The 21,631-nt window shown below is 72.3% G+C and carries 18 protein-coding genes; 14 read left to right on the plus strand and 4 right to left on the minus strand.

All coding sequences use genetic code 11. From position 1 onward, the window contains the following. Positions 1–63: 63 nt before the first annotated feature. From ACZ4TG_RS07155 to ACZ4TG_RS07165, 3 genes are all read left to right on the plus strand, one after another. Positions 64–576, plus strand: a complete 513-nt coding sequence (locus ACZ4TG_RS07155; RefSeq protein ID WP_468160313.1) for a GNAT family N-acetyltransferase — start codon at positions 64–66, stop codon at positions 574–576. A 110-nt stretch (positions 577–686) separates the two neighbouring features. Further along, positions 687–1,202, plus strand: a complete 516-nt coding sequence (locus tag ACZ4TG_RS07160) for a SigE family RNA polymerase sigma factor (protein WP_468160314.1) — start codon at positions 687–689, stop codon at positions 1,200–1,202. Positions 1,203–1,278: 76 nt separating this feature from the next. Then, positions 1,279–2,580, plus strand: coding sequence for a hypothetical protein (locus tag ACZ4TG_RS07165; RefSeq protein ID WP_468160315.1), 1,302 nt, complete (start codon positions 1,279–1,281; stop codon positions 2,578–2,580). Between the two features lie 41 nt (positions 2,581–2,621). On the opposite strand, the gene ACZ4TG_RS07170 is transcribed toward ACZ4TG_RS07165, so the two are convergent. Continuing rightward, the gene (locus ACZ4TG_RS07170; protein ID WP_468160316.1) at positions 2,622–4,304 is read right to left on the minus strand and encodes a bifunctional 3'-5' exonuclease/DNA polymerase; all 1,683 of its coding nucleotides are present in this window, start codon (positions 4,302–4,304) and stop codon (positions 2,622–2,624) included. Positions 4,305–4,465: 161 nt separating this feature from the next. Between ACZ4TG_RS07170 and ACZ4TG_RS07175 the strand changes: the two genes are divergently transcribed. From ACZ4TG_RS07175 to ACZ4TG_RS07185, 3 genes are all read left to right on the plus strand, one after another. Continuing rightward, positions 4,466–5,635, plus strand: coding sequence for a DUF2786 domain-containing protein (locus ACZ4TG_RS07175; protein WP_468160317.1), 1,170 nt, complete (start codon positions 4,466–4,468; stop codon positions 5,633–5,635). Positions 5,636–5,832: 197 nt separating this feature from the next. After that, positions 5,833–7,878, plus strand: coding sequence for an FUSC family protein (locus ACZ4TG_RS07180; RefSeq protein WP_468160318.1), 2,046 nt, complete (start codon positions 5,833–5,835; stop codon positions 7,876–7,878). A gap of 118 nt (positions 7,879–7,996) precedes the next feature. After that, the gene (locus ACZ4TG_RS07185; protein ID WP_030228447.1) at positions 7,997–8,242 is read left to right on the plus strand and encodes a DUF397 domain-containing protein; all 246 of its coding nucleotides are present in this window, start codon (positions 7,997–7,999) and stop codon (positions 8,240–8,242) included. Positions 8,243–8,374: 132 nt separating this feature from the next. On the opposite strand, the gene ACZ4TG_RS07190 is transcribed toward ACZ4TG_RS07185, so the two are convergent. Beyond that, complete coding sequence (locus tag ACZ4TG_RS07190; RefSeq protein ID WP_468160319.1) at positions 8,375–8,893, minus strand: ATP-binding protein; 519 nt, start codon at positions 8,891–8,893, stop codon at positions 8,375–8,377. 348 nt (positions 8,894–9,241) lie between these two features. Between ACZ4TG_RS07190 and ACZ4TG_RS07195 the strand changes: the two genes are divergently transcribed. From ACZ4TG_RS07195 to ACZ4TG_RS07220, 6 genes are all read left to right on the plus strand, one after another. Next, entirely contained in the window at positions 9,242–10,120 is an 879-nt protein-coding gene (locus ACZ4TG_RS07195) for a helix-turn-helix domain-containing protein (RefSeq protein ID WP_468160320.1), read from the plus strand. 92 nt (positions 10,121–10,212) lie between these two features. After that, entirely contained in the window at positions 10,213–11,670 is a 1,458-nt protein-coding gene (locus tag ACZ4TG_RS07200; RefSeq protein WP_468160321.1) for an aldehyde dehydrogenase family protein, read from the plus strand. A gap of 63 nt (positions 11,671–11,733) precedes the next feature. Continuing rightward, positions 11,734–13,809, plus strand: a complete 2,076-nt coding sequence (gene mrdA, locus ACZ4TG_RS07205) for a penicillin-binding protein 2 (protein ID WP_468160322.1) — start codon at positions 11,734–11,736, stop codon at positions 13,807–13,809. Between the two features lie 121 nt (positions 13,810–13,930). Then, positions 13,931–14,485: a DinB family protein gene (locus tag ACZ4TG_RS07210; RefSeq protein ID WP_468160323.1), complete on the plus strand. Its 555-nt coding sequence runs from the start codon at positions 13,931–13,933 to the stop codon at positions 14,483–14,485. An 84-nt stretch (positions 14,486–14,569) separates the two neighbouring features. After that, on the plus strand, positions 14,570–15,328 hold the full coding sequence (locus tag ACZ4TG_RS07215) for a MerR family transcriptional regulator (RefSeq protein WP_468160324.1): 759 nt from the start codon (positions 14,570–14,572) through the stop codon (positions 15,326–15,328). Between the two features lie 141 nt (positions 15,329–15,469). Then, positions 15,470–16,174: a DedA family protein gene (locus tag ACZ4TG_RS07220; protein WP_468160325.1), complete on the plus strand. Its 705-nt coding sequence runs from the start codon at positions 15,470–15,472 to the stop codon at positions 16,172–16,174. Between the two features lie 84 nt (positions 16,175–16,258). Here the strand turns inward: ACZ4TG_RS07220 and ACZ4TG_RS07225 are convergent, their stop codons facing one another. Both ACZ4TG_RS07225 and ACZ4TG_RS07230 read right to left on the minus strand, forming a co-directional pair. Continuing rightward, positions 16,259–17,905, minus strand: coding sequence for a threonine/serine exporter family protein (locus tag ACZ4TG_RS07225; RefSeq protein ID WP_468160326.1), 1,647 nt, complete (start codon positions 17,903–17,905; stop codon positions 16,259–16,261). A 206-nt stretch (positions 17,906–18,111) separates the two neighbouring features. Beyond that, positions 18,112–18,606 (minus strand): inorganic diphosphatase, encoded by a 495-nt coding sequence (locus ACZ4TG_RS07230; RefSeq protein WP_008742522.1) that lies wholly within the window; start codon positions 18,604–18,606, stop codon positions 18,112–18,114. Between the two features lie 162 nt (positions 18,607–18,768). Here ACZ4TG_RS07230 and dacB point away from each other — a divergent pair, with 162 nt between their 5' ends. Both dacB and ACZ4TG_RS07240 read left to right on the plus strand, forming a co-directional pair. Continuing rightward, positions 18,769–20,199, plus strand: a complete 1,431-nt coding sequence (dacB, locus tag ACZ4TG_RS07235; protein WP_468160327.1) for a D-alanyl-D-alanine carboxypeptidase/D-alanyl-D-alanine endopeptidase — start codon at positions 18,769–18,771, stop codon at positions 20,197–20,199. Positions 20,200–20,257: 58 nt separating this feature from the next. Further along, positions 20,258–21,403, plus strand: a complete 1,146-nt coding sequence (locus tag ACZ4TG_RS07240) for a zinc-dependent metalloprotease (RefSeq protein WP_468160328.1) — start codon at positions 20,258–20,260, stop codon at positions 21,401–21,403. The last annotated feature ends 228 nt before the right edge of the window (positions 21,404–21,631 follow it).

Here is a 21,631-nt window from a genome sequence, read left to right on the forward strand (position 1 = left end):
GGCCTGCCGTTCCCCCGCGCACAATGGAGCCCGGCGCGCGGGGTGGACGAGGAGACAACGGACATGAACGGTCGGACGGCAGAACAGGGCACACAGGCTCCCGAGCAGGCTCCCGGGCAGGCCCCGGCGGTCGTGCTGCGCGCAGCCGGCGAGGCGGACATCGAGGTCGCGGCGGAGCTGTTCCGCGGCTACCTCGACTTCTACGGGGTGACCGTGGAGGACCCCGGCCGGCCGCGCGCCTTCCTGGCCGAGCGCATCCGCAACGGCGAGTCGCTCGTGCTGCTCGCACAGGTCCCCGGCGCCGGCACGGTCGGCTTCGCCCAGGTCTACCGCACCTTCTCGTCCCTCTCCCTGCGGCCCGCGTGGATCCTCAACGACCTCTACGTCGCCCCGGCGGGCCGCCGCACCGGCGCGGGACGGGCACTGCTGCGCGAGGTCCTGCGCCGCGCGGCCGAGGCGGGGGTGGCCGGGGTGCAGCTGGAGACCGCCTACGACAACCACATCGCCCAGGGCCTGTACGAGTCGGAGGGCTTCGAACGAGAGGAGTTCCACGCCTACTTCCACGGGCTCGGCTGACCAGCCCGGCACCGCTTTTTCGAACCTTCCCTCGATCAGGCGTGTTTCACGTGAAACATTCCCCGGCCGCCATCGCGTCAGTGGGGTGAGACGGACGCGAGGGGGAGTGAATGCGGCAGGGTCGCAGAGACGGGTTCCGTGAGTTCGCGGCAGGCCGGTCGGGGCACTTGTACCGGTCGGCATGCCTGCTGACGAGCGGGGACACCCACCTCGCAGAGGATCTGGTGCAGGAGACCCTGGGCCGGATGTACCTGCTCTGGGGGCGGATCTCGCGCATCGACAATCCGGCGGGCTACGCACAGACCGTGCTCGTACGGACCTTCCTGACCCACCAGCGGCGCCGTTCGGCGGGGGAGCGCCCGGTCGGCGAGTTCGCCGAGCCGGACACGGCCCCGGCGGGCGGCGCCGATCCGGCGCTGCGGCTGACGCTGCTGGAGGCCCTGGGGCGGCTGGCCCCCAAGGACCGGGCGGTGCTGGTGCTGCGGTACTGGGAGGACCGCAGCGTGGAGGAGACCGCCGAGGCGATGAACAGCAGCTCGGCGGCCGTACGGACCCGGTCCTCCCGGGCGCTGGCCCGGGTCAGGGCGCAGCTCGGCGGCAGTCTGAGCGACTTCGCCAACCTCTGAGGCCCGCATTCCCCGTTCTCGTCGCGGCGATCCCGCGACCCCTCACCGCACCTTTGACCGGAAGGTTTGATTCGGCATGCCCTTTGAAGATGAGATCGGTGAAGCCCTGCGGCGCGCGGGGGAGGGCTTCACGCCCGGCGGACAGGTCCCGGACCGCAACGCCCTGGTGGAGGCGGGCGAGCGGCGCGGGCGGCGGCTGGTGGCCCGCCGCCGGGCCGCGGTGATCGGCGGATCGGCGCTCGCCCTGGCCCTGGCCGGTACGGCCGGCGCCTACACCGGGGGCCTCCTCGACCCGCTCACCGGCGGCGGAGCGGCCGGCGTCGCCGCGGCGCCGAAGCTGCCACCCCGGGGGCCGGGGCAGGGCGGGGCGCCGAAGGAGGCCGGGGTCGGCACCGGCGCCGTCACCGCCGATCAGATGCTCGCCACCTTCAAGCGGCTGCTGCCGAGCGGGCAGGTCACGGACGCGGAGGCCCGGGGCTCCGACAACTCCCCGATGGTGCAGGGCGTGTTCGACGACGGGAAGGGCAAGGCGGCCATCGGCGTCAGCCTCACGCGCGTCGATCCGGCGGGTGAGATCGCCAGGCTGATGGTGACCTGCCCCAAGCCGGGCGAGCCGACGTACGAGAGCTGCACCGGCGAGAGCCTCGCGGACGGCTCGAAGCTCCGGCTCGCCCAGCACGCCCCGGACCCCAAGGTGGACAAGGCCGACGTGGGCAAGAAGGAGTGGGCCGCCACGCTGGTGACGCCGCAGGGCTACGCCGTCAGCGTGTCCGAGTTCAACACCGACCGGGGGAAGAACGCGCCGGTCTCGCGGCCCCAGCCGCCGCTGACCATGCAGCAGCTCAAGGCGCTCACCGTCTCACCGCTGTGGCATCCGGCGCTCGCGGACCTGCCGTCCTTCGAGGAGACCAGGCCCCGGGAGACCTACCCGGGCCTGACGGCCCTGCTGGCCCTCATGCGGGACTCCGGGATCGACTGGGCCGCCAAGGGCGGCGGGGGCCATCTCGGGTACCTCGTACTCGACGACGGCAAGGGCTACTCGCGCCTTGAGGTGGAGGTCGAGCCCGACCGGGGCGGCCAGGCCGGGAAGCCCGTCGCCGAGTACTTCCGGTCCGAGGCGCAGGCGGGACGCGGGAGCCTGAGCAAGCCGGCGGACGGCAGCCAGGTGTTCGTCGCGCAGCGACCGGGCCCGGCCGGCGGCCCCGGCGTGGTCGAGTGGACCGTGGACGTGCTGCGCGCCGACGGCAAGCGCGTGACCTTCAAGGAGTACAACGCGCAGGACCCGGCCAAGGCCGCGACCCGCGCGGAGCCCGCGCTGCCGATGGAGCGGCTCAAGGCCCTGGCGACCAGCGAGAAGTGGGCGGACTACGGGAAGTAGCGGCCGGGCGCAGCCGAGGAGGAGGCGCCGGCCGAACGGGGCTACTTGGCGTCGGCGTAGCACTCCACGATCGCCGTGGTGAACGGGAACCGGACCGGGGTCTCGCCGAAGGTGATCCGGCCCGCCCGGTCACCGGCGGCACCGATGGCCTCCGCCACGGCCTCGGCCTCCTCCGCCGGGCAGTGCACGATCACCTCGTCGTGCTGGAAGAACACCAGCTCGGCCCGCATCCCGGCGGCGGCGATGGACTGCCGCAGGGCCGCGAGCAGCAGCAGCGCCCAGTCGGCGGCGCTGCCCTGCACGACGAAGTTGCGGGTGAACCGGCCGCGGGCCCGGGTGTTGGTCGAGGCGTAGCTCGGCGTCCAGCCGTCCTCCCGGTCCTGCGGGATGCCCGCCTCGCCGTCGTCGTCGGCGGAGCCGGCGGGCGGCGGGCAGGTCCGGCCGAGCCAGGTGCGTACCAGCCGGCCCTCCTCGCCAGCCTTGGCGGCGTCGTCCACGTAGGCCACGGCCCGGGGGAAGCGGCGGCGGAGCGCGGCCAGGTTCTTGAGGCCGTCCCCGGAGGTCTGTCCGTACACGGCGCCGAGGACGGCCAGCTTGGCCATGTCCCGGTCGCCGGAGAAGCCCTGGCGGGAGATGGAGGTGTACAGGTCCTCGGGGCGGCCTGCGACCTCCATCAAGGCCGGGTCGCGGGAGATGGCCGCCAGTACCCGCGGCTCCATCTGGTCGGCGTCGGCGACCACGAGCCGCCAGCCCGGGTCCGCGACGACGGCCCGGCGGATCACCTTGGGGATCTGCAGGGCCCCGCCGCCGTTGGTGACCCAGCGGCCGGTGAGGGTGCCGCCCGGGATGAACTCCGGGCGGAAGCGGCCGTCGTGCACCCAGTCCCCGAGCCAGGACCAGCCGTGGGCGGTGTAGATCCGGTACAGCTTCTTGAACTCGATCAGCGGCTCCACGGCGGGGTGGTCCAGCTCCTGGATCTCCCAGCGGCGGGTGGACTTGAGCCGCATCCCCGCCCCGGCGAAGGCCCTGATGACATCGGCGGGCAGCTCGGGGCGTACGCGGCGGCCGAACGCGGCCGAGATCTCGTCGGCCAGCTCCGCGAGGCGCCGGGGCTGCCCGCCGCCCGCGTACCGCTCGCCGAGCAGCTCGGTGAGCAGGGCGCGGTGGGTGTCGGCCCGCCAGGGGAGCCCGGCGTGGTGCATCTCGGCGGCGACGAGGAAGGCGGCCGACTCGGCGGTGGTCAGCAGGTGCATGCGGTCGGGGTGGGCGGTGGCCCCGTGCCGTGCCGCCTGGTCGGCGTGGACGGCGACGAGGGCGTCCAGCGGGACCGGGGCGGGCTGCGGATCGAAGAGGGAGTCCTGCGTGCCGGGTTCGGCGGCGCGCTGCGGCAGGTCCGGCGGTACGGGGCGGCCCTCCAGCCGGGCCCAGGCGGCGGCCGCCGAGCGGGGCTCGCCGAAGCGGCCCTCGTGGCGCAGCAGCAGCAGCTCGGCGTTCTCGACGTCGTAGCACCGCTCGACGCGGACCCCGGCCGCGAGCAGCCGGGGGTAGACGGCGGCGGTGGACGCCCACACCCAGCGCGTCCCGGCGGGGGCGGCCCGCACGGCCTCGGCGGCGTCCCGCGCGCGCACGGCCGCCCGGCCCGCCCCGCCGTGCTCCAGGGGCGCGGCGTGCCACCAGCCGTCGCCGTCCTCGGCGAGGGCCCAGCGGGGAGTGCGGTCGCTCATGCTTGCGAGTCTCCCACCGGGCTCTGACACACCACCGCCCCCGGCTCCGCGCGGCGCGTCCCGCGAGGGGCCGGTCCCCGGGCCGGGCCGGACGGCGCCCGGGGAGAGGGGTCGGGGGAGAGGGGTCGGGGCGGCGCGGCGGTACGTGCAAAGCTGGAGGCGTGAGAGACATCGTCGAACGGGCCTGCGAAGCCGCCCTGTACGCCCAGGGGGACGCCGGCCTGGACGCCGGGGCCTCGATGCTCGCCGCCGACACCGCCCGGTGGAGCGGGGCCGCCCGGGAGCTGCTGGCACGCGGGGAGACGTACGTACGGCAGGCCTGGGAGCGCGGCTGGCAGCCGGCGGACGTGCTCCGGCTGGTCCGCCGGGACCTCGACGAGCTCCACGTCCGGATCACCGGGGACCTGGTCGCCGCCGAGGCGCGGCGCTACGCCCGGCTCCCCGCGCGGTGGACCGACGCCGAGGTCTGGTGGGGGAGCGACGCGGAGTACGGGGACCGGCTCGCGCAGCGCGAGCGGAGCGACCGGTTCACCTTGGCGACCGCCGTCCTGGAGGTGTTCCGGGTCCTGATCCGGCTGCCGTCGATCGAGCCGGTCGGCCCGCTGCCCGGCGCCCCGGCGGACGCCCTGGAGCACGCCCACATCGAACCCCGCATGCTCGGCCGGATCCGCGCCCTGCTCGCGAAGGCCGAGGCGACGAACTTCCCGGAGGAGGCGGAGGCGCTCAGCGCCAAGGCCCAGGAGCTGATGGCCCGGCACACAGTCGACGAGGCCCTGCTGGCCGCGCGCGGCGGCGGCCCGGCGCAGGTCCCCGGCGCCTGCCGGATCGGTGTGGAGCCCCCGTACGAGGAGGCCAAGGCGGTGCTGCTGGACGCGGTGGCCACCGCGAACCGCTGCCGGGCGGTGTGGAACAGCGGCTTCGAGTTCTCCACGGTGGTCGGCTTCGAGAGCGATCTGGAGGCGGTGGAGCTGCTGTACACCTCGCTGCTGGTGCAGGGCACGGCGGCGATGACCCGCGCCGAGGCCGCCCAGCGCTCCGGCGGGCGCAAGCGGACCAAGACGTTCCGGCAGTCCTTCCTGCTGGCCTACGCGAGCCGGCTCGGCCACCGCCTCGCCGAGACCGCCGAGCACACCGCCTCCGAGGCGCCCGACAACCTGCCGGCCCTGGTGGCCCGCGACGTGGCGGTCACCTCCCGCGCCGAGGAGATGTTCCCCCGGACGACCACGACCCGGCTGCGCGGGGCCACCGACCTCGCTGGCTGGGAGGACGGCACGGCCGCCGCCGACCGGGCGCACGTGGGCCGCGGAGAACGCCGGCCGCTGCGGAAGTGACCGCCCGGGGTCGGCGGGCATCCAGACGCCCGCCCAGCGCCCCTCGGGCGGCCGGACGCCCGCCCAGCGCCCAGCGGGCGGCGTCGCGCCCGGGCCCCGCGCGCCGTCCTGCGCTGTGATGATCCGCCTTATGGACCAGCCGTGCGCCATACCCGTACAAATCCGTAGAAGTACCCAAAACCCTTAGGCTCGCCCCCATGAGCTGGCTCCGCGCGCTGAAGCACACGGCGCGGACCGGCATGACGATCGAGCGCACCCGCCTGGAGCCGCTCGTCGCCCTCCGCGCCGCCGCGGGCCTCGCGATCGTCATCGGCGCCGGGCTCGCCCTCCTCGGACCCGGCTCGGCCGCCAGTTCCGCCTTCGGCGCCCACTGCGCCGCCATCGCCACCTTCCAGAAGAGCTGGCGCCCGCGCCCCGTGCTCGCCCTCGCCTCCGGGCTGACCCTCGCCGTCTCCACCTTCGTCGGCTACCTCGTCGGCTCCTCGCACACCGCCCTGTTCCTCGCCCTGCTCGCCGTCTGGGCCTTCGCCGCGAGCCTGCTGTGGGCGGCGGGGCCCGTCGCCGGGATCATCGCCTCGAGCAACGTGGCGATCGTGCTCGTCACCGTGACCCTGCCGACCTCCGTCCCGCAGGCCGCCGGGCACGCCGCGATGATCGCCGCCGGCGGGGTGGTCCAGGCGCTGCTGATCGTCCTGTTCCCGATCCGCCGCTGGGGCGCCCAGCGCGACGCCCTGGCCGGCGCGCTCGCCGCCGAGGCCGACTACGCCCGCCGACTGCGCCACGACCCCGTCGCCCCCTTCGACCCGCAGCCCCTGATGACGGCCCGGGACGCGGCCGCGGTGACGGTGCGCCAGGCCCGGCGGCGCCCCGCCGAGCTGCACGGGGCGCGGGGGCTCGCGGAGCGGATCCGGCCCGTGCTGGCCTCGCTGGCCGATCCGGCGGTCGGGGCGCCCGCCGAGGGCCCGGGTCGGGACCGGGTACGGGAACTGCTCGCCGCGGCGGCGGAGGTCCTGGACGCCGCCGCGCGGGCGATCCGGCACGGGGAACCGGTACGGCTGCCCGGCTCGGCCCTGTCCGTACTGAACGCGCCCGACACCGAGGACCTCCTCGGCGGCGCTCCGCTGCGGGCCGCGCGCCGGCTCGCCGCCCTGCTGGGCGACGTACTGGAGACGGCCGAGCCCGGGTCCGGCCGGACCGCCGACCCCGGCGAATCGATGCTCAGGCCCGGCCTGCTGTCGCTGGCGCCGCTGGTCCTGAGATCCGTACGGGCCGAACTGCGCCCCGGATCCGCCGTCCTGCGGCACGCCGTGCGGGTCACCGCCGTGGCCTGCGCGGGCTACGCCATCGGCCAGGCCCTGCCGCTCGGGCACGCCTACTGGGCCCCGATGGCCTCCGTCATGGTGATGCGGCCCGACTTCAGCCAGACCTACTCCCGGGCCGTGGCCCGGTTCGGCGGCACCCTGGTCGGGGTCGCCGTCGCCACCGGCACCGTGCAGCTCGCGGAGCCCGGGATGTACCTGTCCGGCTTCCTCGCGGTGGTCAGCGCGGGCCTGATGTACGCGCTGATGCGCACCGGGTACGCCGTCTCGCAGGTCTTCGTCTCCGCGTACGTGGTGTTCCTGCTCGGCATGGGCGGGGTCCGCTGGGACCAGACCGTGCCCGACCGGGTCGCCCTCACCCTGCTCGGCGGCGTGCTCGCGATGATCGGGTACGCCCTCTACCCGGCCTGGGAGACCCCGCGGCTGCGGACCCGCCTCGCCGACTGGCTCGCCGCCGACGGGCGGTACGCGGCCGCCGTGCTCGGGCACTACGCCGACCCGGCCGGGTCCCGGCGCCCCGACGTGCGCAAGGCCCTGCTGGCGGCCCGGGACGCGCGCATCGCCTGGCGGGAGGCGGGGGAGCGGGCCGCCGGGGAGCCGGTCCGCCACCGCGGCCTGTCCCGGGAGGCCGCCGACCGCGCGGGCGAGGCCATGGCGGCGTTCGGCCGGAGCGCGATGCTGCTGGAGGCTCACCTCCCGGACGGGTCCCGGGCCCCGGCGCCGGGCGCGCAGGCCCTGGCGAAGGCGGTGCGGGCGGACACGGAGGCGGGGGCGAGGGCGGTGCGCGAGCGCCGGATCCCCCAATGGGAGCGGATGCGGGCGCTGTTGTCCGACGGGGAGACCCCGGTCCCCGGCATCCTGGGGACCGCGACGCGGCAGCTCCTGGACTCCCTGGACGAGGTGTCCGAGGCGCTGCGCACCTGAGGCGGCCGCGCCCGTGATCAGATCAGCACCCTGCGTGCACGTGCATCTGCCCATGCAGCTGCTTATGAACAGAGCTATGATCCGGTGCAGTTGACATCTGCACTATCGGGGGCTTCCTGTGGACCACGCGTACAACGGGATGGCAGCTGCAGAACTCGCTTCCTTGTATGAGCTGACCTGGCAGAAGAGCAGACACAGCAACTCGCAAGGTTCCTGTGTCGAGTTCGCGAAACTGCCGGGCGGCGACGTCGCCATGCGCAACTCGCGATTCCCGGACGGTCCGGCGCTCGTCTATACGCCGGCCGAGATAGAGGCGCTGCTCCTGGGCGTCAAGGACGGCGAGTTCGACCACCTGATCGGCTGACAGGAACGGCGCAATGATCAAGCCATGCACGTGCACTGGCCGGGACTGATCGCAAGGATCAAGCCCGGCCAGTTGTCGCGCGTGTACTGATTCTCCGACGGTGCCCGCGCGTCGGCCGGCGGTACCCGTGCGTCAGTCCTGGAGCATGAACAGCGCCCAGACCACCTTGCCGGTCAGCCGTCCCGCGAGCGGGTGCCAGCCCCAGCTGTCGCTGTACGAGTCCACCAGGAACAGCCCGCGCCCGGACTCCAGGTCGAAGTTCTCCTCGGTCCGCTCCGGCGAGAACGCCCCGCCGGGCCGCTCCTCGCTGGGGTCCCGCACCGCGCACACCAGCCGGGTGCTCCACCGCATCAGGTGCAGCCGCACCGGCGGCTCCGGCGCGTCCGACGCCTGGCGCCCCGGGCGGTCCTCATCGGGCAGGGCATGGCGAAGCGCGTTGGTGACGAGCTCGGAGACGACGAGGGAGACATCGTCGAAGCGTTCGTCCAGGCCCCACTGGGACAACGTCGACCGGGTGAACGAACGGGCGCCCCGCACGGCCTCGAAGCGGGAGGGCAGGGCGCAGGAGGCGGATCCGGAGACAGCCGTGGGGTCGACCGGGGGCAGCCCCTGCCGTAACGGCTCGAGCATGGTCGATCCATTCGTCCCCATGCGAGGCACTCCCGGGATTCGCGGACGGAGCGGCGGCTGTCGTCCAGTAAGAACTGCGGGGTGGGTCGGTCCGGCGCCGGCGCGAAGAGCACGCAGGTGCGCGGCACCATCGTTCCGAATGCCGAAGCCGGATGCAAGGGCAGATGCACGTGCACGCGCCGGACCTGTCCACTCCCGTGACGGTTCTTGCTCATTTCTTCCTACGCATACTTACGGACTTCTTTTCCAGGAGCCCGGATTCCGTTACAGAACGAGTACGGGCCGATGCGTTTTGGTGGCAGACTGCGGGCCCTGGGGTTCGGGGGCCCCGGCGAGCGACACCGCGCAGACCACGCGCACACCATTGCGATGGGGAGGGCAGGACTAGTGACCGCAGAAGCCAGCGGTTCCGTGGTGCGCCGCATCCTCCTGGGCTCACAGCTCAGGCGACTCCGAGAATCCCGCGGCATCACCCGTGAGGCGGCCGGCTACTCGATCCGCGCATCCGAATCGAAGATCAGCCGCTTGGAGTTGGGAAGGGTGAGCTTCAAGGCCAGGGACGTCGAAGACCTCCTGACGCTCTACGGAGTCACGGACGGCGCCGAGCGGGAGTCCCTCCTGGGGCTCGTCCGCGAGGCCAACGCGGCGGGCTGGTGGCACAGTTACGGCGACGTGCTGCCCGGCTGGTTCCAGACGTACATCGGGCTGGAGGGCGCCGCCTCGCTCATCCGCATCTACGAGGTCCAGTTCATCCACGGACTGCTCCAGACCGAGGCCTACGCGCACGCCGTCGTCAAGCGCGGCATGCCCGGCGCCACCCCCGGCGAGATCGACCGCCGCGTCGCGCTGCGCCTGGAGCGCCAGAAGGTACTGGTCTCCGAGAACGCCCCCGTCTTCCACGCCGTCCTGGACGAGGCCGCGCTGCGCCGCCCGTACGGCGACCGGGACGTGATGCGCGGTCAGCTGGAACACCTCATCGAGGTCTCCCAGCGGCCCAACGTCCAGCTCCAGGTGATGCCCTTCTCCTTCGGCGGCCACGCGGGCGAGAGCGGAGCCTTCACCCTGCTCCGCTTCCCGGAGTCCGACCTCCAGGACATCGTCTATCTGGAACAGCTCACCAGCGCGCTCTACCTGGACAAAGAAGAGGAAGTGGCACAGTACGGAAGGGCGATGGAGCGGCTCCAGGAGGACTGCCCCGACCCCGGGCAGACCCGGGACGTCCTGCGCGGACTGCTCCAACTGTCTTGATCCGCACGTAGTATGACGTCTGATCAGTGCATGACGATGACCGATCGGTCTCCGGTGCAGCGCACGGGTGCGCGCTCGCAGTAAGGGATGGCATGTCCATATTCGACGACCTGGCTCACCAGTACATCGACGGCGAATGGCTGGCCGGCACCGGTTCGTGGGACATCATCGACGTCAACCCCTACAACGGGGAGAAGCTCGCGGCCATCACCGTGGCCACCGTCGAGCAGGTGGACCGGGCCTATCGCGCGGCCGAGCGGGCCCAGAAGGAATGGGCCGCCACCAGCCCCTACGCGAGACGCGCGGTCCTGGAGCGCGCCCTGCGGATCACCGAGGACCGCCAGAAGGAAATCGTCGAGGCGATGATCGACGAGCTCGGGGGCACCCGTCCCAAGGCCGAGTACGAGGTCCACCTCGCGATGGAGTTCATCCGCGAGGCGATCCAGCTGGCCATCCGGCCCGAGGGCCGGATCCTGCCCTCGCCGGTCGAGGGCAAGGAGAACCGCGTCCAGCGCCTGCCCGTCGGGGTCGTCGCCGTCATCAGCCCCTTCAACTTCCCCTTCCTGGTGACGCTCAAGTCCGTCGCCCCGGCCCTGGCCCTCGGCAACGCCGTCCTGATCAAGCCGAACCAGAACGCCCCGGTCGTCGGCGGCGGAGTCATCGCCAAGATCTTCGAGGACGCGGGACTGCCGTCCGGGCTGCTCAACGTCCTGGTCACGGACATCGCCGAAATAGGCGACGCCATCCTGACCCACCCCGTCCCGAAGGTCATCTCCTTCGCCGGCTCGGACCGGGTCGGCCGGCACGTCGGCTCGGTCGCCGCCCGCCACTTCAAGCGGACCGTCCTGGAGCTCAGCGGCAACAGCGCCCTGGTCGTCCTCGACGACGCCGACCTCGACTACGCGGTGGACGCGGCCGTCTTCAGCCGGTTCGTCTACCAGGGCCAGGTCTGCATGGCCGCCAACCGCATCCTCGTCGACGCCTCCGTCGCGCAGGAGTTCACCGAGAAGTTCACCGCCCGGGTGCGCGCCCTGAAGACCGGCGACCCGCACGACGCCGACACCCACATCGGCCCGCTGATCAACTCCTTCCAGGCCGACGCCCTCACCGCCCTCGTGGACCGCGCCGTCGAGGCGGGCGCGCAGGCGCTCGTACGCGGATCTACGCGCGGCAACCTGGTCGAACCGACCGTGCTCGCCGGCCTGCCCGAGGACTCCCCGCTGCTGGCCCAGGAGATCTTCGGCCCCGTGGCGCTGCTGGTGGTCTTCGACGGGGAGGACGAGGCGGTCCGGCTCACCAACGCCACCCCCTACGGGCTCAGCGGCGCGGTGCACACCCGGGACGTGGAGCGCGGGGTCCGCTTCGCGCAGCGGATCGAGACCGGGATGATCCACGTCAACGACTCCACCATCGGGGACGAGCCGCTGGCGGCGTTCGGCGGCGAGAAGGCCTCGGGCCTGGGCCGGCTGAACGGCGAGGCGACGGTGGAGGCCTTCACCACCCAGAAGTGGATCTCCGTACAGCACGGGCGGTCGCAGTTCCCGTTCTAGGCGCGGCTCCTTCTACACTCGGCCGGGCAAGCTGCAGGCGCGCACGTCCCGGGGAGAGCCGAGTTGACCAACATTCCGGAGACCGGGCGGACCCCGCGGGTCCAGAACCGCCTCGTGATCATCCAGATCGTGGTCTTCTCGCTGCTGCTCACCCTCGGCGGACGGCTCTGGTACCTCCAGATACGCAACGGCCAGGAGTACACGGACGAGGCGAAGAACAACCACACCCAGCAGGTGGTCCAGCCCGCCGTCCGCGGTTCCATCCTCGACGACCGAGGGGTCCCGCTGGCCGACAACGAGACCCGCATGGTGGTCTCCGCCAGCCGCACCGACCTGTCGAAGATGAAGGACCGGGGCAAGGACGTCCTCACCCGCCTCGCCGGGGTCCTGGGCCTCGAACCCCAGGACGTGATCGACAGCGTCCGGCTGTGTGACGCCAAGACCCCCAAGCCCTGCTGGAACGGTTCTCCCTACCAGCCGATCCCCGTCACCGACGAGGCGACCACCGACCAGGTCCTGGAGATACGCGAGCACGCGGAGCGGTTCCCCGGCATCACCGCCGAACCCACCGCCCTGCGCCGCTACGCGGCCCCCGACCAGGCCAACACCTCCCAGGTGCTGGGCTACCTCTCGCCGGTCACCGACGAGGAGATCACCAAGGCCAAGGGCTCGGAGTCGCCCTACCTGCGCTCCGACCAGGTCGGCCGCTCCGGCCTGGAGCGCACGTACGACAAGGAGCTCCGCGGCAAGGCGGGCATCACCCGCTACGAGGTGGACAACCTCGGCCGGGTGATCGGGGAGGGCGTGAGCGTGAAGCCGCAGCCCGGCGCGAACATCGTGACCTCGATCGACGCGCGGGTGCAGGCGGTGGCCGAGCGCGAGCTGAACAGCGCCATGCTGGAGGCCCGCAAGACGTACGACAAGAACACGCACCGCAACTACGAGGCCGACTCGGGCGCCGTGGTGGTCATGGAGGCCAAGACCGGCCGGATCGTCGCGATGGCCTCCAACCCGACCTACGACCCGAACGCCTGGGTCGGCGGGATCTCCGCCAAGGACTACAAGGCCCTCACCGAGAAGGACTCCAACTACCCGCTGCTGAACCGCGCGATCCAGGGCCAGGCCGCGCCCGGATCGATCTTCAAGGTGGTCTCCTCGACGGCCGCGGTGAACGCCGGATACCCCTTCAACGGCCGGTACGGCTGCCCCAGCTCCTACTCGGTCGGCAACCAGACCTTCACCAACTTCGAGTCCCAGGGCTACGGCGACATCACCATCGGCAAGGCCCTCGAAGTCTCCTGCGACACGGTCTACTACGGCATCGCGGACCAGGAGTGGAAGAAGGACGGCGGCATCAAGCCGAAGAAGGACCCGAACGACTGGTTCTTCAAGACGGCCCACGAGTTCGGCCTGGGCAAGCAGACCGGCATCGACCTGCCCAACGAGGTCCCCGGCCGGGTCCCCGACCGGCAGTGGAAGAAGGACTTCTTCGAGGCGAACAAGGCCGCCTGGTGCCGGGACGGCAAGAAGGACGGCAGCTTCGCCGAGAAGATCGCGTACGAGAACTGCCGGCAGGGCAACCAGCTCCGCGAGGGCGACGCGATCAACTACTCGATCGGCCAGGGCGACACCCTCGTCACCCCGGTCCAGATGGCCTCCGTCTACGCGGCCATCGCCAACGGCGGCACCCTGCACCAGCCCAGCGTCGGCAAGGCCGTGGTCAGCGCCGACGGCACCGCGGTCAAGGAGATCGCGCCCAAGGAGCAGGGCCGGCTCCCGATGGACGCGAAGACCCGCGACAACATCGACGAGGCGCTCGCCGCCGTGGTCACGAACGGCAGCGCCGCCTGGCGCTTCGGCGGCTGGCCGCAGAAGCAGATCCCGATGCACGCGAAGACCGGCACCGCCGAGGTCCAGGGCAAGCAGACGACGTCGTGGTTCGCCTCGTACACCGAGGACTACTCGATCGTGATGACGATCTCCCAGGGCGGCACCGGCTCCGGGGCCTCGGGCCCGGCGGTCCGCAACATCTACGAGGCGATGTACGGCCTCGACGACGCGGGCAGGCAGGACCTCTCCAAGGCCCTCCTGCCGAAGCCCCGCACGGAGGTCCCGGTGATCCGTCCCGACGGCCAGTGACCGCCGGGACCCTTCGCCGGAGTTCCGCAGACCCGCGGCATTGCGGACGGAAACTGTCCGCAAGCCTCCGTAGCGTGGTTCTCGTCAGCAGGAAGCACGACACAAGAGGCGGTCGGTCAGCATGGTCACTCACGTTCCCGCAGAGGCTCACGGCGACGAGCGGGGCGCGCTCCTGTCCTTCGTGGAGGCCCAGCGCGGCGCCATCCGCCGCTCGCTCCTCGGCCTGACCGAGGAGCAGGCCGCCGGCCGCCCCAGCGCGAGCGAGCTGTCCCTGTCCGGGCTGCTCAAGCACGTCTCGGAAACCGAACTGGGCTGGCTGCGGATGGCGCAGCAGCAGCCGAACGAGAAGCAGCGCACGCAGGAGACCTGGGCCGACAGCTTCCGGATGGTCGAGGGGGACTCCATCCCCGAGCTGCTGGCCTTCTGGGACGAGGTCGCCGCCGAGCTGGAGAAGTTCATCCGGGAGGTACCGAGCCTGGACGACACCTTCCCGCTGCCGCGGGCGCCCTGGTTCCCCGAGGAGGGCCGGGTCTCGATGCGCTGGCTGCTCATGCACCTGGTCGAGGAGCACGCCCGGCACGCGGGCCACGCGGACATCGTGCGCGAGTCCCTGGACGGGAAGACGGCCTTCGAGCTGGTCGCCCTGGCGAACGGGGAGACCTGGCAGACGGCGTAGCCGCCCGGGCCCGCTCCGGGCTTGCACCTCACGCGGCGTGAGGGCCCACAGTGAAGGGCGTACCCAACCAGAGGAGCGGAAACGATGGGCTACTCAGTGGGCCAGGTCGCCGGATTCGCCGGAGTCACGGTGCGCACCCTGCACCACTACGACGAGATCGGGCTGCTCTCCCCGAGCGGCCGCAGCCACGCGGGACACCGGCGGTACGACGACGCCGACCTCGACCGGCTGCAGCGGATCCTGTTCTACCGGGAGCTCGGCTTCCCGCTCGAAGAGGTCGCGGTCCTGCTGGACGATCCGGAATCGGACCCGAGGGAGCACCTGCGCCGGCAGCACGCCCTCCTGACCGACCGGATCGCCCGGCTCCAGCAGATGGCCAAGGCCGTTGAGCACGCCATGGAGGCGAAGAAGATGGGCATCAACCTCACGCCCGAGGAGAGGTTCGAGGTGTTCGGGGACAAGGACCCCGAGCAGTACGCGGAGGAGGCCGAGCGGCGCTGGGGCGGCACCGACAGCTACGCGGAGTCGCAGCGCCGGGCGGCCACGTACACCAAGGACGACTGGAAGCTCATGCAGGACCAGGCCGCGGACTGGGGAGCGCGCTACTCGGCCCTCATGGACGCCGGCGAGGCCGCCGACGGCGAGCGCGCGATGGACATGGCGGAGGAGCACCGCCGGCACATCGGCACGTGGTTCTACGACTGCACGTACGAGGTCCACACCTGCCTCGGCGAGATGTACGTGGCCGACGAGCGCTTCAAGGCCTTCTACGACTCCATGCGGCCCGGTCTGGCCGAGCACCTGCGGGACGCGATCACGGCCAACGCGATCCGGAAGGTGTAGCCGCGAGGACCGGAGAAGTTCCCCGCACGGCCCCCGCCGGGACCTGGAACCCGGCGGGGGCCGTGTGCGTTCATAATTGGAACCACCCGTCCTGCCCCGCACCCCCGCGGACACCCCCCGATCCAGGAGAGCCCGGAACTCGTGTACACGCTTGCGCTCGGCCCTCAGTGGCTGTCCCCGGACTATCTGATCTCGCATTTCGGCCTGATCGGGATCCTGGTCATCGTCTTCGCCGAATCGGGACTCTTCGCCTTCCTGCCCGGCGACTCCCTGCTGTTCACGGCGGGTCTGCTGGTCGCGAACGGCGAGTACATCAAGCAGCCGCTCTGGCTGGTCTGCACGCTGATCGTGGCCGCCGCGATCCTCGGTGACCAGGTCGGTTACATGATCGGCAAGTTCTTCGGGCCGAAGCTGTTCAACCGGCCCAACTCCAAGCTCTTCAACCGGGAGAACCTGGACAAGGCGCACGAATTCATGGACAAGCACGGCCCGAAGGCCATCGTGCTCGCCCGTTTCGTGCCGATCATCCGCACCTTCGCCCCGATGGTCGCGGGCGCCGGTTCGATGAAGTACCGCACCTTCCTGACGTACAACGTCATCGGCGGCATCGGCTGGGGCGCGGGCATCACCGCCGCCGGCTACTGGCTCGGCCAGATCGAGTTCATCAAGGAAAACGTCGAGTCGATCCTCGTCCTGATCGTCCTGCTCTCCCTGATCCCGGTGATCTTCGAGGTCCTGAAGGCCCGCAAGGAGAAGGCGGCGGCCGCCGCCGCGGCCCCGGCCGAGGCCGGCGCGGTGGACGACCAGCAGACCCCGGGCCAGCGCGGCCGCCACGCGAAGCGCTAGTTCCGCCGCTCAGCCCCGTACGTACGCCCCGTGGACCGGATCCGGTCCACGGGGCGTACGCGCGTCAGGCGGCGGCCAGGCGGCTCAGAAGCCGCGGGTGCGCTTCGCCGCGCGGCGGTTGGCGGCGCTGGCGGCGCCCGGGATGCGCATGAACAGCCTGGAGGTCTCCGACCCGAGGTTCACGCCGATCGCGATGGCCAGCGCGATCGCCGCGGCGTTCACCAGCGAGCCGAGCCCCTCGTTCAGCCGGTTCTCGGCGATCAGCAGCAGCCCGTAGTAGGTCGCCGAGCCCGGCAGCAGCGGGCCGATGGCGGCGGTCGTGTACGGCAGCGCGGAGGCGAAGCGGTAGCGCGAGAAGAGCTGCCCGAAGAGGCCGACGATCCCGGCCGCGATGGCCGTGGACGGCACCGGCGGGATCCGGCCCGCGTAGTGCAGGGCCCCGTACGTCACCCAGGCGATCGCGCCGTTCAGCGTCACGATCAGCACGGTGGAACGTTCCTGCTGGAGCAGGATCGCGAAGGTGAAGACCAGCACCATCGAAGCCGCGATCTGGATCAGCGGCCGCTGCGTGATCTGGAGGACCTCGTCGGGATTGGGCTGGGCGTCGAGCTGGAGGCCGATGTACAGCACGACCAGCACGCCCATGATGATGCCGATGAAGAGGTACATGACCTCCAGCAGCCGGGCCGACGCGGTGATGTAGTAGCCGGTCAGCCCGTCCTGCACGGCCGCCACCAGGGCCCGCCCGGGCAGCAGCGCGAACAGCCCGCCGGTGATCACCGCGGACGCCTTGACGTCGATCTCGGCCAGCTTCAGCGCCACGCCTATCGCCGCGGGCGGCATCGCGGCGACCACGAACTGGTAGAACTCCGGCAGCCCGCGCCCGGCGCACAGCCAGGCCAGCCGGTCGCCCAGGACCGCCCCGACGGCGGCGGCGAGGAACACGAGCACCCCGCCGCCGACCAGGGTGGAGGCCGCCCCGGCGAGCAGCCCGGCGGCCGCCGTCAGCATCCAGCCGGGGTACGGGTGCCGGTTGCGGCGGATCTCCGCGAGGCGCCGGTAGGCCTCCTCCAGCGAGACCTCGATCTCGGGGGCGCTGATGTCGTCCACCAGGCGGAAGACGGCCGCGAGGCGGTTGTAGTCGGTGCCGCGGCGGCGCACGGTCCGGTTCGCCGAGACCGGGTCGTCCACCAGGGAGGGCTGATGGGTGACGGACAGCATGGTGAACGTGACGGTCGGCTCGCAGCGGTCCAGCCCGTAGCTGCGGGCCACGGCGAACATCGCCGCCTCGACGTCCTCGGCCCCCTCGCCGCCGGCCAGCAGCAGCTCGCCGATGCGCAGCGTGAGGTCCAGTACGCGGCCCACGGCGGGCCCGGACTCGCTCAGCCGCTGCATGGGCTCCGGTACGGGCCGTACGTCCACCGGCATGCGCAGCATCGTGCGCATCCGGTCCTGCCAGGGGGATTCCTTCATCCGGGACACCGGGAAGCCCTGGCCGGGGGTGTAGGCCGGCGGGGAGTGCGCGGCGCTGTAGGTGTGCGGGGTGGCGAACGCGGACCCCTCGGGCTCCACGGGCACGGCCGCCAGCCCGTCGGGAACGGCGAACTCGGAGGTCGGCTGCTCCTCCTCCGGAGCCTCCGCCGCCATCCCGGGCGGCGTCGTGAAGGCGCTGTGTGCCTCGTCGGATTTCGGCTTCCGGTCCTCTGACCCGGCGCCCTCGCCCTCCGCCACACGTCCTCCAGTCCGACAGCCCGGGTATCAGTATGCGGAACACACCGATCCACGGCGAAAGGGGACCTCCCGGCGGAACTCCCGACGGATCGCCGACGGAACCCCGGCCCGGAGACGACAGCGGGCGGCACCCCCGGCGAAGGGGGTGCCGCCCGCGGTGTCACAGGGGCGGGACGGTGTCCCGCCTGCCCTTCACCGAGCGGAGCTCAGTGGTGGCCGCCCTGCGCCTCCAGGCGCTTGTACGAGGCCTCGATCTCGGCCTCGGCCTCGGTGCGGCCGACCCAGTTCGCGCCCTCGACGGACTTGCCCGGCTCCAGGTCCTTGTAGACCTCGAAGAAGTGCTGGATCTCCAGGCGGTCGAACTCGGAGACGTGGTGGATGTCGCGCAGGTGCTCGACACGCGGGTCCGAGGCCGGCACGCACAGCAGCTTGTCGTCGCCGCCCGCCTCGTCCGTCATGCGGAACATGCCGATGGCGCGGCACTTGATCAGGCAGCCCGGGAAGGTCGGCTCGTCAAGGATGACCAGCGCGTCCAGCGGGTCGCCGTCCTCGCCGAGGGTGTTCTCGACGAAGCCGTAGTCGGCCGGGTAGCTGGTCGAGGTGAAGAGGCGACGGTCCAGACGGATCCGGCCGGTCTCGTGGTCCACCTCGTACTTGTTCCGCGAACCCTTGGGGATCTCGATGGTGACGTCGAACTCCACGTCCTGCTCCTCCATGATCAGCTTCATTGCTTCGAGACTGCGTCGTTCACCTGCGTGCGCGGCCCGCCCAGCCCTGCCGGGTGGGGTGCCATGCTCGCGGCAAGACGCAGTGGTTAAGTGTCCCTCACGCATATGTGTGATCGCGAAAGGGGCTGGTCCGAGGTGCCATTGGTCAAAACGTGGCAGCTCATCGCGGGGTCGGCCGTCGCCGGCCTCGCCCTCTCGGTGGCGACGGTGTCCGCCGCCGGGCCTTGGGACTCCGGCCAGCGTAAGGCCGAGCGGGACAGGGCCGCCTCCTGGAGCCTTACGGGTGGCGCAGATCACGCGGCCGGCGGCCTCCCGCAGGCCGCGCCGAGCGCGCCCGGGGTACTGGCCGGGGTCGGCCAGGTCTCGGGACAGGCCGCCCGGCAGGTGCCCGCCGGCAGCCCCGGGCTGGCCGGGGCGCTGGAACCCCTGCTGGCCGATCCCGCGCTGGGGAACCTGCGCACCGCCTCCGTCGTGGACACCGCCACCGGCCAGGTGCTCTTCGAGTCCCGGCCGCGCGAGGCCATGACCCCCGCGTCCACCATCAAGATCGCCACCGCCACGGCCGCCCTGGCCGCCCTGGGCCCCGAGCACCGCATCCGCACCACCGTGGCCCCCGGCGCGGGACCCGGGCAGATCGTCCTGGTCGGCGGCGGCGACCCCTCCCTCACCGCCCGCAAGAAGGCCCCGGCCGGCTCCGGCGGCAGCCTCGTCGCGCTGGCCGCCGACACCGCCCAGGCCCTCAAGGCCGCCGGCACGGACACGGTCGGCCTCGGCTACGACGACTCCCTCTACACCGGCCCGGCCCGCCACCCGATCGGCGAGAACCCCAACATCGCGCCCCTGACCGCCCTCATGGCCGACGAGGGCCGCCCCGACGAGTCCGTCTCGGGGCCGGTCGAACGCAGCGAGGACCCCGCCAAGGACACCGCCCGCGCCTTCGCCGCCCTGCTCAAGGAACGCGGCATCAAGGTCACCGGCGACCCCGCCCGGGCCAAGGCGCCCGCCGGAGCCCAGCCGCTGGCCACCACCCTGTCCACCCCGCTCCAGGGGCTCGTCGAGCGGATGCTGACCAACAGCGACAACGACATCGCCGAGGCCCTCGCCCGCCAGACCGCCCTCGCCGCCGGACAGCCCGCCAGCTTCGAGGGCGCCGAGAAGGCCGTCTCCGCGAAGCTGGCCTCCCTCGGCCTGGACGTCGCGGGCGCCCGCTTCGCGGACGGCAGCGGCCTGGGCCGCGCCGACAAGCTCAGCACCTCGCTCCTGACCGGCCTGCTGGCCAAGGCCGCCGACCCCCAGCGGCCCGAGCTGCGGCCGGTCCTCACCGGACTGCCCGTCGCCGGCTTCACCGGGACCCTGCGCAACCGCAACGCCGGCAGCTCCCCGGCCGCAGGCCTCGTACGGGCCAAGACCGGCACGCTCAGCCAGGTGAACGCCCTGGCCGGGACCGTCGTCGACCCGTCCGGGCGGCTGCTCGCCTTCGCGTTCCTGACCGCGAACAGCGTCGACGCACCCGCCGCCGAGAAGGGGCTGGACAAGCTGGCCGCCGCCGTGGCCACCGCCCCGTAGTGGTGACGGCCTCCTCCGGGGGGATCCGCCGCGGCGCGGGTCCACGTACGGTTGACGCATGACGAGCATCGGTGGTGCGGAGATGGTCGACTGGAACCTCGCGGTGGCGACCGCGACCCGGCTGGTGCGGCCGGGTCCCGAGGTCAGCCGCGAAGAGGCCCGGGCCGTGGTGGCGGAACTGCGCCGGCACGCCAGGACCTCCGAACAGCACGTGCGCGAGTTCACCCGGATGCTGCCCGAAGGCACCGAGGTCCACGACACCCCCGTCCTCGTCGTCGACCGGGCCGGCTGGGTCAAGGCCAACGTGGCCGGCTTCCGCGAGCTGCTGGGCCCGCTGCTCGGCAAGATGCAGGACCGCCGCGCCGGCACCCCCGGCGCCTCCGTGTTCGGCGCGGTCGGCGGCAAGGTCACCGGCGTCGAGCTGGGCATGCTGCTCAGCTTCCTGGCCTCCCGGGTGCTCGGCCAGTACGAGACCTTCGCGCCCTCCACCCTCGACCTGCCGGGCTCGGCCGCGGGCGGCGGCCGGCTGCTGCTCGTCGCGCCGAACATCGTGCACGTGGAGCGCGAGCTGGAGGTGAACCCGCACGACTTCCGGCTGTGGGTCTGCCTGCACGAGGAGACGCACCGTACGCAGTTCACGGCCGTCCCGTGGCTCCGCGCCCACCTGGAGGGCGAAATCCAGACGTTTCTCGGCGCCACCGAACTGGACCCGATGAACGTGCTGGAACGGCTCCGCGAGGCCGCCCAGTCCTTCGCGGGCGCCCGCCCCGACGCCGAACAGGGCGAGGAGGGCCGCTCGCTCGTCGAGCTCGTACAGACGCCCGAGCAGCGCGAGGTGCTCAGCCGGCTCACCGCCGTCATGTCCCTCCTGGAGGGACACGCCGACTTCGTCATGGACGGGGTCGGGCCCGAGGTGGTGCCCTCGGTGGCCGAGATCCGGGAGAAGTTCCAGCAGCGCAGGGCCAGCGGTGCGGGCCGGCTCGACGCCGCGCTGCGCAAGCTGCTGGGCCTGGACGCCAAGCTCCGCCAGTACCGTGACGGCGAGCGCTTCGTACGGGCCGTCGTCGGCCAGGTCGGCATGGACGGCTTCAACCGGGTCTGGACCTCACCGAACACGCTGCCCACCAAGGCGGAGATCGCCAAGCCCGCGGACTGGGTGGCCCGAGTGCACCGAAAGGGGAGCGAGGGGAGCGAATCGGAGTGACTCAGGGGGCTTGAACTTGTCTCGTTGGGGGAAGCAGCATCACCCGTCCGAGGGACCGTGGGCCGTGGAAGGGCGTGCGATGCTCGGGGAACGGCTCGGTTCTGTCACCATCGACGCACTCTGAGTGACAACCGGCATCCTCCGGGGCTCCTCGCGGGGATCCCCCGTCGGGTACCGGGCAGCACCGAACGACACCCCTGCGCACCACCCCAACGCCTCCGAGGCATC

It is taken from the genome of Streptomyces sp. NPDC028314 (assembly GCF_055565795.1).